Origin of the sequence: Parabacteroides sp. AF21-43 (assembly GCF_003635435.1) — a bacterium.
Classification (GTDB): domain Bacteria; phylum Bacteroidota; class Bacteroidia; order Bacteroidales; family Tannerellaceae; genus Parabacteroides; species Parabacteroides distasonis.
The window spans coordinates 56,566-71,205 of sequence record NZ_QTMG01000007.1 but is presented as its reverse complement, the minus strand read 5'-3'; the positions used below and the strand labels follow the sequence as shown (position 1 = coordinate 71,205).

9 protein-coding genes are annotated in these 14,640 nt (G+C 47.3%); 5 read left to right on the top strand and 4 right to left on the bottom strand.

Translation table 11 applies throughout. From position 1 onward, the window contains the following. Window positions 1-74: 74 nt before the first annotated feature. From DWX84_RS07205 to meaB, 5 genes are all read left to right on the top strand, one after another. On the top strand, window positions 75-572 hold the full coding sequence (locus tag DWX84_RS07205) for a dihydrofolate reductase (RefSeq protein WP_057326591.1): 498 nt from the start codon (window positions 75-77) through the stop codon (window positions 570-572). An 87-nt stretch (window positions 573-659) separates the two neighbouring features. Next, on the top strand, window positions 660-6,341 hold the full coding sequence (locus tag DWX84_RS07200) for an alpha-2-macroglobulin (protein WP_122377457.1): 5,682 nt from the start codon (window positions 660-662) through the stop codon (window positions 6,339-6,341). 192 nt (window positions 6,342-6,533) lie between these two features. After that, entirely contained in the window at window positions 6,534-6,911 is a 378-nt protein-coding gene (locus tag DWX84_RS07195) for a DUF1573 domain-containing protein (RefSeq protein WP_005858893.1), read from the top strand. Between the two features lie 27 nt (window positions 6,912-6,938). Then, entirely contained in the window at window positions 6,939-8,048 is a 1,110-nt protein-coding gene (locus DWX84_RS07190) for a DUF1573 domain-containing protein (RefSeq protein WP_048928155.1), read from the top strand. 12 nt (window positions 8,049-8,060) lie between these two features. Beyond that, window positions 8,061-9,158, top strand: a complete 1,098-nt coding sequence (meaB, locus tag DWX84_RS07185; protein ID WP_005867941.1) for a methylmalonyl Co-A mutase-associated GTPase MeaB — start codon at window positions 8,061-8,063, stop codon at window positions 9,156-9,158. Window positions 9,159-9,201: 43 nt separating this feature from the next. Here meaB and DWX84_RS07180 read toward each other — a convergent pair whose 3' ends face one another. From DWX84_RS07180 to DWX84_RS07165, 4 genes are all read right to left on the bottom strand, one after another. Next, window positions 9,202-10,674: a PD40 domain-containing protein gene (locus DWX84_RS07180; RefSeq protein WP_121961244.1), complete on the bottom strand. Its 1,473-nt coding sequence runs from the start codon at window positions 10,672-10,674 to the stop codon at window positions 9,202-9,204. A gap of 3 nt (window positions 10,675-10,677) precedes the next feature. Beyond that, on the bottom strand, window positions 10,678-12,429 hold the full coding sequence (locus DWX84_RS07175) for a DUF6057 family protein (RefSeq protein ID WP_121961243.1): 1,752 nt from the start codon (window positions 12,427-12,429) through the stop codon (window positions 10,678-10,680). A gap of 82 nt (window positions 12,430-12,511) precedes the next feature. Next, window positions 12,512-13,492, bottom strand: a complete 981-nt coding sequence (pfkA, locus tag DWX84_RS07170) for a 6-phosphofructokinase (protein WP_005858904.1) — start codon at window positions 13,490-13,492, stop codon at window positions 12,512-12,514. Between the two features lie 97 nt (window positions 13,493-13,589). Beyond that, window positions 13,590-14,462 carry a 4-hydroxy-3-methylbut-2-enyl diphosphate reductase gene (locus tag DWX84_RS07165; protein ID WP_005867938.1) on the bottom strand — a complete coding sequence of 291 codons (873 nt, stop codon included), beginning with the start codon at window positions 14,460-14,462 and terminating at the stop codon, window positions 13,590-13,592. Window positions 14,463-14,640 lie beyond the last annotated feature (178 nt).

Genomic DNA, 14,640 nt, shown 5'->3' with positions numbered 1-14,640 from the left:
AATTGGCAGTTGACGATGGACAGTTGACAGTTAATTCATAAATCATAAATTACAAATCATAAATCAATAAGTCTATGAGTACAATTTCTATCATCGCAGCAATCGCAGATAAAAGCGCGATCGGAAAGAATCAGCAATTATTATGTCACATGCCTTCAGACATGAAGCGTTTCAAGGAATTAACCACGGGACATGCGGTAATCATGGGACGTAAGACATTCGAGTCTCTCCCTGTAGCGCCACTGCCCAATCGGAAGAATGTCGTATTGACGACTATGCCCGAGGCTGGTTTCGTGAATTGTTTCGCTTGCGAGTCTATGGGGGCCGCTCTGGATTTATGTGAGAAAGAGGACGAGATATTCATCATTGGCGGCGCGTTGGTCTACAGACAGGCTTTGAGAATAGCCGACAAAATGTATATTACCCGCATCCATCATGAGTTTCCCGACGCTACCTCGTTCTTTCCCGTCGTAAACTGGGACCTTTGGGAAGAGACTGAACGTGAGGAACATCCCGCAGACGAGAAGAATCCTTACCCCTACACCTACATCACTTATGTGCGTAAAAAGTAAACATTAACGTACGTTTTACAACTTTTTGCTCTTTCTTTGTATCTATATAGGAAAGGTTTATTGTTAAACTTATAAAACCCAAAAGATATGAAGATAAGAGCAATTATTTTATCTGCCCTGATACTTTGCGGCATCTCGGCGGTTATTATGTATAGCCGGGCCGCCCAGCCTCAACAAAAAAGTTCTGTTATCACGCAAGCTATAAACGATAAGAATACCCCTATGGTGATCAAGAATCTTATCCTTAAAATGAAAGAACAGATGGAGGTAAACGATGATCAGTTCCCGGAACTGATCAAGGAGGTGGAGAATTACACCAACAGTTGCGCCGACTCGGCTTCCGTGGCGGTATTACATTCCATGCTGGCGGAGATGTATCAGAACTACTTCCAACGGAACCAGTGGACCATCAACCAAAGAACCCAATTAAGCGGTTATATCCCGGAGGATATCCGGGTATGGACTTCCAACTTATTCACGGATAAGATCAAGGAAGAGATCGATTTATCATTGCGACCTACGGCTTTATTGCAAAATACGCCTGTCAGCAAGTTCAAGGATATTCTGGAGATCGGAAAGGACTCGCAAACCCTGCGTCCGACCCTCTATGAGTTCCTTGCCTTCCGGGCACTAGACATCCAACCAACCGTACAGATCTATAAAGACTTGATCGCCTTTCAAAATAAGGAGCCAAATATGAAATCGGTCCTCCTTACGGAATTGGATTACCTACGATTCCTTTACGGGGATAAAAGGGATAAAGAGTCTTTCGTGGCTTACATGAACGCATTGGATGAGCTTTACAGGAACTTAGCTTCTCAAAACTATGCAGCCGAGATCTTAATCGCTAAATTGGATTTGGTTAGTGGCAGTATGTTTCGTTACGTCTCTACCCAATGGGATTCTATCAAAGCGGAAGAGGTGAAACTATGCGAGGAGGGTATCAAGCGGTATTCCGGTTACCCTCGCACGGCTATCTTAAAGAATCGCTTGGCACAATTGGAACAACCTACTTTATCCGCATCTACAAACAATACGGTTTATCCGGGACAGCAACTGGGGATCAAGCTGGAATATAAGAATGTACAGAAAGTCATCGTACAAATCTATCGAAGCTCGAAAACACCTTTACAAGCGGCAGCCCATACATCCGCAAAAAAATCAAGTAGCAGCACCTTGGGACAACTCGTAAATGAGAAGACATTCTCTTTGCTACTGCCCAACACCTATTCGCAGCAAGATACGACCTTACATATATCTATGGATCAACCGGGATTGTATGAATGTGTCGTAACCGTACCCGGACAACAGCTAAAGACGATCAATACGGTTAGCGTAACCCGATTGGCCGCGATCTATCGTAATCTTTCCGGTAATAAACAAGAGGTCATGGTTACCGACTATCTTAGCGGGAAGCCTGTTGATGGGGCTATCGTTACCTATTACGGAGGTCAGCGTCGTAGCTTGCAAGAACTGGGTACCGTCAAGACAGACCGGGAAGGCTTGGCCACGCTTCCAGCGAACAGTCAAGTATTGGCGTTCCAAGCCAGCAGACCGGGAGATACCAACGCTATGTTGACAAATATCTATCCGATGGGTTCCGGCCACAAACCGGAAAAGAACCCGATAGAAGTCTCTATCTTTACGGACCGTGGGCTTTACCGTCCGGGACAAACCATTTTCTTCAAAGGCCTCGCCTATGTAAAAGACTCGAACGACCCGCATGCCGTGGCCGGACAGCCTTTTACGGTGACCTTATACGACGCTAACGGGAAAGAGATAACCCAGAAGAAAGTCACGACCAATGAGTTCGGTTCCTTTAACGGAGAGTTCTCCCTCCCCAAACAGACCCTAAGCGGCGTCTTCCGGTTAAGTACCGGACAGATGAGCGTATATATTCATGTAGAGGAATACAAACGTCCGACTTTCCAAGCGTACTTCCTCCCAATCAAGGGCGATATCGCTTTCGGCGATTCCGTTACCATACAAGGCAAGGCGGCTACATTCTCCGGCGTGTCACTGCCCAGCGGAGATGTCACTTGGCGTATTACACGCAGGCCCTTCCTGTTGTGGAGGTATTTCCGTCCGAGCGCTCCGACACAAGTTGCGGAAGGGAGTACCACCCTTTCCAGCGATGGGACATTCAACGTATCTTTCCGTCCCCAAAAAGAGGAGGATACGAATCCATACGCTTCCGCATACCAGACCTACGAGGTATCGGCTACCGTAACCGATAGCAAGGGAGAGACCCAAGAGGCGAATTACACTTTCTCGGTAGGAGAATCCAGTATCGTCTTATTCACGAACCTACCGCCACAAATCGAGAAAGACTCAGTAAAAGCCGTAGTCGAAGCCCGGACAATCAATGGGGAGATGGTTTCCACCTCCGGTACTTTCAAGATCGTAGAACTGATCGCAAACCGATCCGATAAGAACAGCGGAGAGAGCTATAAAGAAGGCAAGCAAGTAGCTTCCGGTAGCTTTACCAGTGGCAAGGAGATCAGTCCGGCTATTTTCAACCCATTGCCCTCCGGACGTTATCGCATTTTAGTAGAAGCCAAAGATAGCCAAGGACGACCCAGTAAAAACCAGTCCGATTTCATCCTATACGGAAAGAACGACAAGCGTCCTCCCGTATTTACCCATACTTGGCTGCTGAAAGAGAAGACAACTTGTTTACCCGGGGAGGAAGCGGAGATCGTATTCGGCACCTCCGACAAGGACGCCTACGTACTCTATGAATGGTTTGCCGGAAATAACCGCATCCATCACGAGTTGATAAAGCTAAGCGACGCGAACCATCGGTTTAAGATCCCGTTCAAGCCGGAATATGGAGAGGGAATCATCGTATCCTTTACGTTCGTAAAAGAGGGTGAGCTATATATCACACAAGTACCCGTAGAACTTCAGCTACCCAACCGGCAATTAACCATCAAGCCGATAACCTTCCGGGATCGTTTACTTCCGGGAAGTAAAGAGAGCTGGAAATTCCGTATCACCGACGCAGACTCCACGATCGTATCCGCCGAGGTACTGACCAGCATGTATGATGCCTCGCTAGATAAAATCATACCATTCAATTGGTATTTCTCCCCGCGGCGAACGATCTTGCTACAAGCTCCCCGTTTCTCAACCGGAGCCGGATTCCAGCGTAGTTATCAATATGACCAGACAGAGGCCAAGTATATAAAAGTACCTCAATATCAGTATGACCGTTTAAATTGGTTCGGTCTATTCAATGAGATTGTCATACGAGGATACGGTTCCAGCAACCGGGCTTTCGCCACGGGTGGTATCATGCTGAAATCCGCAGCAGCCCCAGTAGTGGCGGAATCCATGAACATCATGGAAGACAGCGCCGTGTTAGAAGAGCCTAGTGTGGAATCTACGGAAGGGGAACCCGTGTTCAGCCTATCCGATCCTTTCGCCAAAGAGAGCAGCCAGCCGATAAGTCCGGAGCAAATCCGGCAGAACTTCGCGGAAACCGCCTTTTTCTACCCGACCTTACAAACGAACGAGGAAGGAGACGTATTCGTAAATTTCACCCTGCCGGAAAGTAACACGACTTGGAAACTACAGATGTTGGCCAACACCAAAGACCTAAAATACGGTCTGCTTACGAAAGAGGTCATTAGCAGCAAACCCTTGATGGTTCTACCGAATCTGCCTCGTTTCGTCCGCCAAGGGGATGAGGTCAGCATCAGCACGCAAGTCATCAACAATTCCAAGGAAGCGGTATCCGGCCGTGTACGCATCGAACTATTCGATCCCGCTACAGACCAACCGATTATCTGCTTGAGCAAGTCACAACGTCCGTTTGAGTTGCAACCGGATAGCATCGCTACTGTAAGCTGGATAATCCCGGTCCCCAAACAGATCAGCCTACTGGGCGTACGTATCCTAGCCGACTCTGAAAAGGGAAGCGACGGGGAGCAGCAGATCGTACCGGTTCTTTCCAATCAATTGCTTATCACGGAAAGTACCCCGTTCTATTTGCTCAAGGAAGGAGAGAAACAAATCCGTATCTCCGGGAACTCGGAGGGAGCGACACCGTTCCGTCTCACGCTGGAGATGACCGGGAATCCGATTTGGTACGCGGTACAGGCATTACCGACGATCACACAGCCGAACAATGATAATATCTTATCTTGGTTTGCCGCTTATTACAGCAATACGTTGGCTTCCTATATCGCCCAAGCCCATCCCCGCATCCAGAAAGTGATCAACCAATGGACCGCCCAAGGAGGGAATGCCTCTACCCTCTATTCAAACTTGGAAAAGAACCAAGAGCTGAAGAACATACTCTTGGAAGAGACGCCTTGGGTACTGGCCGCCGATAACGAGACAGAGCAAAAACAACGCTTGTCTTTATTGTTCGACCTAAACCGTGCGGACGGATTACGGGAAGCGGCCTTGCAACAACTGATCCAACAACAGAACGAAGAGGGTGGATGGAGCTGGTTCAAAGGTTTCCCCGCAAGCCGTGCGATCACTCTTTCTATCCTGAAAGGTATGTCACAGCTTGTACAGCTAAACGCGATCCAATATGGGCAAGCGGAGAAAGAGATGCAAATGAAGGCCCTCAAGTTCTTGGACAAAAGTATGCAAACGGATTATGAGAACTTGCTGAAATACGATAAGAAATGGCAAAACGCATGGCCCTCGCCGGAGCAGGTAGAGTTCTTATTCGTCCGCAGTTCCTACCGGGATATCCCGGAACTGGGAGACGCCCGGGAAGCGATCCGTTTCTATACGAACCAAGCGGAGAAGCACTGGAATCAATATTCCTTAATCAGTAAGGGCGAAATCGCCTTGTTAATGCATCGAAACGGTAAAAAGGAGGTGGCGACAGCGATCCTGACAGGACTAAAGAAGACCGCTACGATCTCCGAGGAGAAAGGTATGTATTGGGCAAACAACCGCAGGGGGAGTGATTATTTCACCTCACCGATCGACACGCATTGCTTATTAATGTCCGTCTTTAACGAGATCGCGCCGGATACCCAGAATACAAACCGGATGAAACAATGGTTGCTAAACCAGAAACGTACACAAAACTGGGAATCCGTACCCGCCACGGTAAACGCCATTTACGCCTTGCTACTCACGGGTAGTGATTGGCTGAACACGCAAAACACTTGTGTAGCGACATGGGACGGCAAGACCTATAGTACCGCGGAAGGGGAAATCGCCACCGGTTACCTCAAAACGATACTTCCGAACGAGCCGGCAAATAGTTCCGCCAATCCCGTGCTCTCGATCCGCAAGGAAGGAAACACGCCGGCATGGGGAGCTGTTTACGAGCAATACTTCCAAGAGATCGACAAGGTAAAAGGACAAAAAGGGGTGTTGAGTGTCGAGAAGAAATTATTCGTCGAGACCAATAACGGTACCAACCGCCAAATCCGTCCCATAACACCGGAGCAACCGCTCCGCATCGGAGACAAGGTAATCGTTCGGCTAACGATCCGGACAGACCGTGAAATGAATTACGTATTCTTGAAAGATCTACGTGCGGGCTGCTTCGAACCGGCCGATCAACTTTCCGGCCCGGAATCAAGAGACGGTATCTGGTATTACAGATCCCCGAAAGACGTATCCGAGAATTTCTTCATCAATCGTCTGCCGGAAGGTACGTTTGTCTTGGAATATCCGGTCTACGTATCCCGTAGCGGCGAATACGCCGGAGGTATCAGTACTATTCAATGTATGTACGCCCCGGAATTCGTGTCGCACACCGCCGGAGAAAGCTTGCGGATCATGCCCTAAACAAGCTTTTTCTTACAATGCCCGTTCTAACCTCCTTACAATGCCCAGTATAAGGAGGTTAGAATGGGCACCGTAAGAAGGTAAGAATGGGCATCGCAAGAAGCGTTATCTTCCTCTAATTTTCAATTTTCAATTCTCAACTTTCAATTGAAATGACTATCTTTGTAATTCGAATTAAAACTAAACGATAAGATGAAACAAATAGTTTTTATTTTCATGGCGATCCTGTTAGCGACAGGAATGGCTTCAGCTCAGAAGAAAGCAGTTATTTCCGCGGAAACAACCAGTTTCGATTTTGGTACCATCAAGGAAGCAGACGGAAAAGTATCCCATACGTTTGAAGTATCCAATACGGGCGATATGCCTCTGGTCATTACACGTGTAATCGCGTCTTGCGGATGTACGACCCCGGAATGGCCGAAAGAACCGGTAGCTCCGGGTAAGAAAGCCCAGATCAAGGTTACTTTCGATCCGGCAGGACGTCCGGGTCCTTTCACGAAGACCATTTCCGTATACAGTAACGGGAAAACCGGAAGCTTCATCATGAACATCCGGGGAGAGGTTGAATAAGAAATACGTAAAAAACCCCCAATTGGAATGCTGAATATAAAAAGGTTGATCCTTGCTCTTACAGCAATTATATCTATAACGACAGCTTGGGCACAACAAGGCGCCCAAATCTTGTCGGACGAGTTGACTTATAATTTCGGGACAATAGCCGAGGCCGATGGATTCGCCAGTCATACTTTCACGATAAAGAATACGGGAGACGCCCCTTTGGTCATCACCCGTGTTACCGCGTCATGCGGTTGTACACGGCCGGAATGGACCAAGTCGCCGATCGCTCCCGGTAAGACCGGTGAAGTTAAGATAACGTATAATCCGAAAGGACGCCCCGGCCCGTTTTATAAAACCGTATCGATATTCAGCAATGGAAAGAAAGGGAGTTACAGCCTAGCCATTAAAGGAAATGTCACCCCGAAACCTTCGCAGCCGGTCTTTACGTATCCTTATTCTATCGGTGATCTGAAGCTGCATACGAAGACTGTTCTATTCAGCAGTATCCGTCCGGAGGAAACGTTGGGCGAGAAGATCAACATTAAGAACGAGGGAAAGACCTCGGCTACGATTCATCTGGGTAAAGTACCTCACTATCTCAACGTACAGGTGAACCCGGCTACCCTTCAACCGGACGAGGTCGGTGCCATTACGATCCTTATGGATGCCAAGGTCTTGAAGCGAAAAGGACGAGTCTCTACGCTTTTGCCGGTCATGGTACAGAACGCCGGAAAGAAGGAAGTATCCGGAGATATCCAGATCTCCGCCAACGTGATCGATAATTTCAGCAAACTATCCGCTGCGGATAAAGCCCAAGCCCCAATAGCGGAATTATCCGGCACTTTACTGGAATTCGGCAAGCTACCGAACAAGAAAAACATCGTTCCGTTGATCGGTGGTAAGGTATCGGGTACATTTGAGATTACGAATGCCGGAAAGACTCCGCTCACGATCTACAGCGTCACTTGTGATGATGAGCGTGTCGATTTGTCCGGCGGCAAGAAAGAACTTAAACCGGGAGCGACCGCTACTTTCAAAGTAACCTTGCGACCGAAAGAGATAAAGACAAAACTTGAAGCACTTATTAATGTCGTATGCAACGACCCGAACGGGCCTATTCGCTTGATCAAGGTCACCGCATATAAATAATGAATTATTAATATGGAACATCCAGAAAACGATGATCAGTACAAGGGATTGAAAGTGAATAAGGGCATTGCGGATGTCCCTACCGTAAATCCTTATATAAAAAAGCGTGCCCAACGCAAGGTATATACGCCTTCCGAATTCGTGGAAGGTATCTTAAAAGGGAATATCACGATACTCAGTCAAGCGGTTACCTTGGTGGAAAGCTCTAAGCATGAGCACCAGCAGGTGGCGCAGGAGATTATCGAGAAATGTTTGCCTTTCGCCGGAAAATCGGTCCGTATCGGTATTACGGGTGTTCCCGGAGCGGGAAAGAGTACCTCTATCGACTCTTTCGGCATGCACTTGATCAACCAAGGGCGTAAGCTTGCCGTACTAGCGATCGACCCGAGTAGCGAACGCTCGAAAGGTAGTATCCTAGGAGATAAGACTCGTATGGAGGCCTTGTCGAGAGAGAAAAACGCCTTTATCCGTCCTTCACCATCCGCAGGCTCCTTAGGGGGGGTCGCCCGTAAGACCCGTGAGACGATCGTATTATGCGAGGCCGCCGGTTTCGACACCGTATTCGTAGAGACCGTGGGTGTTGGACAAAGCGAGACGGCCGTACATTCTATGGTGGACTTCTTTCTATTGATCCAACTTGCCGGTACCGGCGATGAATTGCAGGGTATCAAGCGAGGTATCATGGAAATGGCGGACGGTATTATTATCAATAAAGCGGATGGAGACAATATCGATAAGGCGAATCTCGCCGCCGCTCAGTTCCGGAACGCTTTGCATCTTTTCCCACCTTCGGAATCAGGTTGGTTCCCGAAAGTATTGACTTATTCCGGTTATTACAACATAGGTATCAAGGAAATATGGGATATGGTCGGAGAGTATATGGAGTTCACCAAAAAGAATGGCTACTTCAACTATAAACGTAACGAGCAAGCTAAATACTGGATGTACGAAAGCATCAACGACACGTTGCGGGATAAGTTCTACCATAACCCAGCGGTAGAAGGCATGCTGGAACAAACAGAGAAGCAAGTCTTGAACAACGAGATCAGCTCTTTCGTGGCAGCCAAACGAATGATTGATCTATTCTTGGATCATATCGCTACGAAATAAAAGTATAAGAATGTCGCACGATCGGATCATGCGACACTCTTTTTCACTTGAACCTTACATCAATTCCTTTATCTTCTTTCGCTTTCACGGCCAACGTGCGTCCTTGTCTCTTTACCTCTCCTGTGATGAATTCAGGTATATTGTAGGATTTCATAAAGCGAAAATAAAAATCCGTATCCTTCTGGGGTAACAGGAAAGGTTTGCAAGCCTGTCCTTTCTCATCGATATAAGCGATAAACGGTCTTGTATACAAACCATCCATCCGCCGGCTGCTAAACACGATCCAACGGCTATCGCTACTCCATGAATGATAGCTTTCCACATCGTCGCTATTCGCCGCCTCCAATGGATAACTTCGCAGAGTCGATAAATCAATCATGTACAAATCGGCATCCTTATGCCAAATAGAGAAATTCCCATAACCGGACAAGGTATAGAGCAAATACTTTCCATCCGGGGAAACCCGGGGAAAAGAAACGCTTTTATCGATCTCCGATGCCTTATACAAAGTATCGACTACCGTCCCGAAACGGCGTGTAGCGGGATCGAATGAGACAGAGCATAGATCGTATCTCACTTGATCGTATTCCTTGGGCATCGTACGGGATTTAGCCGAACAGAAATAGAGCGTATTTCCATCCGGGGAAAATGTAGGGAAAGTCTCGAACGCTCCCTCTGAAGACAGCAGCGGAGAAGTCACGATCTCATGCTTTTGCGTATCATAGACGACCACATCCGAAGCCGAGTCGAATACCTCCACCCGATTCCTATCGTTCATATGAAACGCTTGCTTGGTTTTATTCACAGAGAAAGCGACATATTTTCCGGAAGGATGCCAAGAAGGATAGACCAGTGGAGAAAGGGTCTGATCGGTCTTCGTATTCAGCTTCTCCACCCTATCTCCATCGATCAATAAGGTACAAGAGTAGGTCTCACGCATATGGAAAAGCATTTTCTCCGGATTCTGCATACAGAAAGAATGGCAGTTCATACAGTTATTGCCGCTCATCTTATTTTCGATGATCGCGTTCTCCGTATAATTTTCCAAGTTACGTTGATAGATACCCATACGGTTCCACAACTCATAGCCCGGTTCGATTAAACGATAAGCCAACCAACCATCGACCGGCTCCTTCGCCACCTTGATGATGAAGGGGGCATACGCAATCCATTCATCATTCACGAAGGCTTGTACGGTTACATTCAGATGATTCCCGGAAGCGGCACGCAACAGCCTTTTCCAACCGGAGGCCGGGATCACGAAACAAGCGTCTTTCCCGGTCTTGATCTCTAATTTCTCCGGGCCACATTCGAGAATGGCACGGGCCTCAGCGCAAGCGTCTTTCAGCTTAAAATTCAAGGGAGCTATATTCGGCGGGATTGTCACATCCGCATAATCCGGAAAGATCTCCGGCTTGACTTCCAGATTCTTCTGTATACGTACCGGACCGGAACAAGCCATCAAGCCCAGAATCATCCACAGACATATACATCTTATTATATACATTTTTCTCATCTCCTATTTAAACATATAATAATACCAATACGTATCGCCATAAGAGCGATACATCAAACCGGGCAGCGCATTACTATTATTCCGCCCAGCGAGCACTTGCCTCTTATAATCGGTGAATCGCCCTACGATAGATTCCGAGACACCGAAACGTTTCCAGTAATCCGGATCTTTCTCCGATAGGATGATGACCGCCTCTTGAAAAGAGACCGGTAAAGAAGGGAGTAAATCCGTTCCGTAATAGGTTTCCACCAACGTCTTAAAGCGCGTCACATCTTTTGCTAAAAGATAGAATACGCCGGCATAGTGGAAAGCGGCTTTATTGGAAGGATTCTGCTCCGCCAAGCGAATCAAGTCCGTGTCGAATCCATCCATCTGGATCAGATGATTCTCAGCTAGCAGGTTCCTGCGCATATTCCCCAATAGAGGATCTGTCTCGACCGCCTCATCATTATACAGGAATTTCCGCTGCGCTTTGGCCCAATCCTTATAATAGAAAGTATTCTCTAAGACAGCGATATATTTCTCCGCAACCGGATAGGCTCCATAAATCAAGTTCGTTTGTACCAAACGTTGCGTCATGCGGGGATTTCCATCACATAAGGCACCAATATTACTTTCGAAAGCCATCTCTTGAGCCGCGGCGACATTTCCCATCGTAAAATAAACATCACTCAGCAAGGCGGATATGGTAGTCGATTTATTCCATGCCACCATTAATCCACGAGGCCCGTGCTGCGTGTACTTAAACGCCTCATCCGCCAGAATACCTTTCCGAGCCAAAGCCATATTTTGGTAACATAAATAGAGTTGATTAGTGGTCGGCTCCTTGCATGATACCAAGATCCGGTCCCATTGCTCTGTCCGGGTAAAATAGTCCATCATCTTCAAGCGGTATGATTTCTGTTCGCCATATAGATCGAAGCCTTTCCAGAAGATAAGCCCTAAGATAATGAATTGGGAGATTCCCAGCGCTAGACGCTTTTTACCAGCCCATGATTCCTTGTTTTTACAGAGGCAGGTTACAACCAGCGCCGCATAGAAAGCGATCCATGAGAAATAAATTACCTTATCCGGCACCAAACGGAAATAATAATAACTATCCGGTAAAAAGACAAAGCGGTATTCTCCGATCACCGAGTAACGCACACATAATCCACCCAAGATCAACACGATCATCAGTAAAATCGCAGAATAATACCAACGGGGCGTCCGGCTCATGGCCTCGTATCCCATCATGGACAAGGCAAACAACAAAGAGACCGGCCCGGCCAACCCAAAGAGTAACAGGGAGGCAAACAGACTTGCTATCAAACGAGGTATGAAATTCCTTATCACTAAAACGAGATATAAAGCAAGCAGCATCATACCGAAGGCTACCGTTCCTTGAAACCTGTAATTAAAATCCCATTGCACAAACAACAAGGATAGGACAGGAAGCCAAGCCCATAAAATACCATGGCTTCGCGGATCGATCCGCCTCAAGATCGCCCAGAACAAGGCCCCTAGGCCTGTCAGCAGGGCCGCCGTTATCATAGCTCCCACATTCGGGAGAATGAAGAACTGCACCAAACAACCGGAAAGAACCATCGCTAAACCTCCCGGTTGCATCAACTTATCGATAATAAAAAAGGGAGTCAACTGAAATAACTGGTTCTGCTCGACACAATAAAAGTGGTACTCACTGAATATCCTCAAGAAGATAAACAGAAAGACAAATACGATTACATGCAAGGCCACGCCGCTATACTTCTTCATGATATCAGGTTCTTCAAATAAAAAACCCGGATGTACGCAATCGCTACATCCGGGTTCCTATTCGTATAAATATATGCCTTATTTAGATTGAAGAAACACGGAGCGTGTTCAACAAATCCCGGTTAATAGGCTTATCATTCTTGATCGCTTTAGAGAACGGTACATAGACGATCTGGTCGTTCTGGATACCCATCATCACGTTACGCTGGTCATCCAACAAGGCATCGATCGCGGCCACACCCATACGAGTCGCCAAGATCCGGTCTTGTGCCGTAGGAGAACCACCACGCTGCAAGTGACCTAAAATAGAGACACGCACGTCGAACTGCGGATATTCCTTCTTCACACGCTCAGCGACACCCATAGCGCCACCGGTTACCTCACTTTCGGCAACCAATACGATACTACTGTTCTTGGACTTACGGAATCCATTCTCGATCATCTCGGCCAATTGGTCTTTCTCCAAGGAGATTTCCGGGATAATAGCGGCTTCGGCGCCAGAAGCGATCGCTCCGTTCAACGCCAAGAAACCCGCATCGCGCCCCATAACCTCCACAAAGAACAGACGATCATGCGAGGTAGCGGTATCACGGATCTTATCCACGCATTCCATGATCGTGTTCAAGGCCGTATCATAACCGATCGTCGTATCCGTGCCATACAAGTCATTATCAATCGTACCCGGCAATCCTACGATCGGGAAATTAAACTCCTGAGCGAAAATACGCGCTCCCGTCAACGTTCCGTCACCACCGATAGCGATCAAGGCATCGATCCCATGCTCTTGCAACTTATCATAGGCCTGTTTTCGTCCCTCGGGAGTCTTGAACTCCACGCAACGGGCGGTCTTAAGAATTGTTCCACCGCGCTGAATTATATTACTGACATTTTGTGTCTTAAACTCTTCAATCTCATCTAGGATCAACCCTTTGTAACCACGGTAAATACCTTTCACTCTCATTCCGTTATAAATAGCGGAACGTGTTACCGCACGAATAGCGGCATTCATTCCCGGGGCATCACCTCCGGACGTTAAAATACCAACACACTTTACTGTAGACATAGCGTCATTGATTTTAATGTTCTCCGGCAAAAGTAGTAAATATTTAGTTATCCTTCTGTCTTTCTCCCGGAAAGTTCACGTAATTTTAATCAAAATATCATTCCGAAGCATTCAGTTCCTTGATCCGGACCGCCACTTCCTCCATCAACCACTTGGGAGTGGATGTAGCGCCGCAAACCCCGACCCGGCGCACGCCCTCGGGCAAAGGCTCGGTAATCTCTGATACCTCGGAAATAAAAAGCGTATTCGGGTTCGCTTTCCGGCACTCCTCGAACAGCATCTTTCCGTTGGAACTTTTACGACCGGCCACAAAATAGACCCAATCGTGGCTGGAGGCGAACGCTTTTATATTCGGAAGACGATTCGCCACCTGACGGCAAATCGTATCGTAATAATTAAACTCCACCCCTTCCGCCATCCGCTGCTTGATCTCAGCCACTACCGCCTTGAATCCATCCAAGGACTTCGTGGTTTGGGAAAACAGACTGATCGCACGGGTAAAGTCCAGACGATCGAGGTCTTCTATTTTCTCGATAACAATCGCCGTACCTTCCGTCTGCCCCACCAAGCCATTCACCTCCGCATGGCCTTTCTTTCCATAGATAACCAACTGGGTGTTATTCGCCCGGGTCTCTTGATAACATTTATGGATCTTGCGCTGCAAACGCAAGACAACCGGGCAAGTAGCATCTATAATCGTGATATTGTTTCGCTTCGCTAAAGAATAGGTAGAAGGTGGCTCGCCATGCGCCCGGAGCAACACCTTCCGGTCTCTCAACTTTGAAAGGCCATCATGATCGATCGTATGCAGCCCCATATGCTCCAACCGCTCCACCTCCAAACTGTTATGAACGATATCGCCTAGGCAATACAGCGTATCCGTATTACCCAGCTCCCGCTCCGCGCTTTCTATGGCGGTAACAACCCCAAAGCAGAATCCGGAATCTTTATCTATCTCGACTTCTATCATATCTATAATATCATTAACAAACAAGCACTTACAGTTTTCTTAATTTTCAATCACAAGAAACTAAAGTTTCTTCATAACAAAACTAGAGTTTTCCCTAAGAGAAACTTTTGTTTCCTAGTAACGAAACTACAGTTTTCATTCGAAGAGACAAAAGTTTTCTTTATAGGAAACTCCAAGC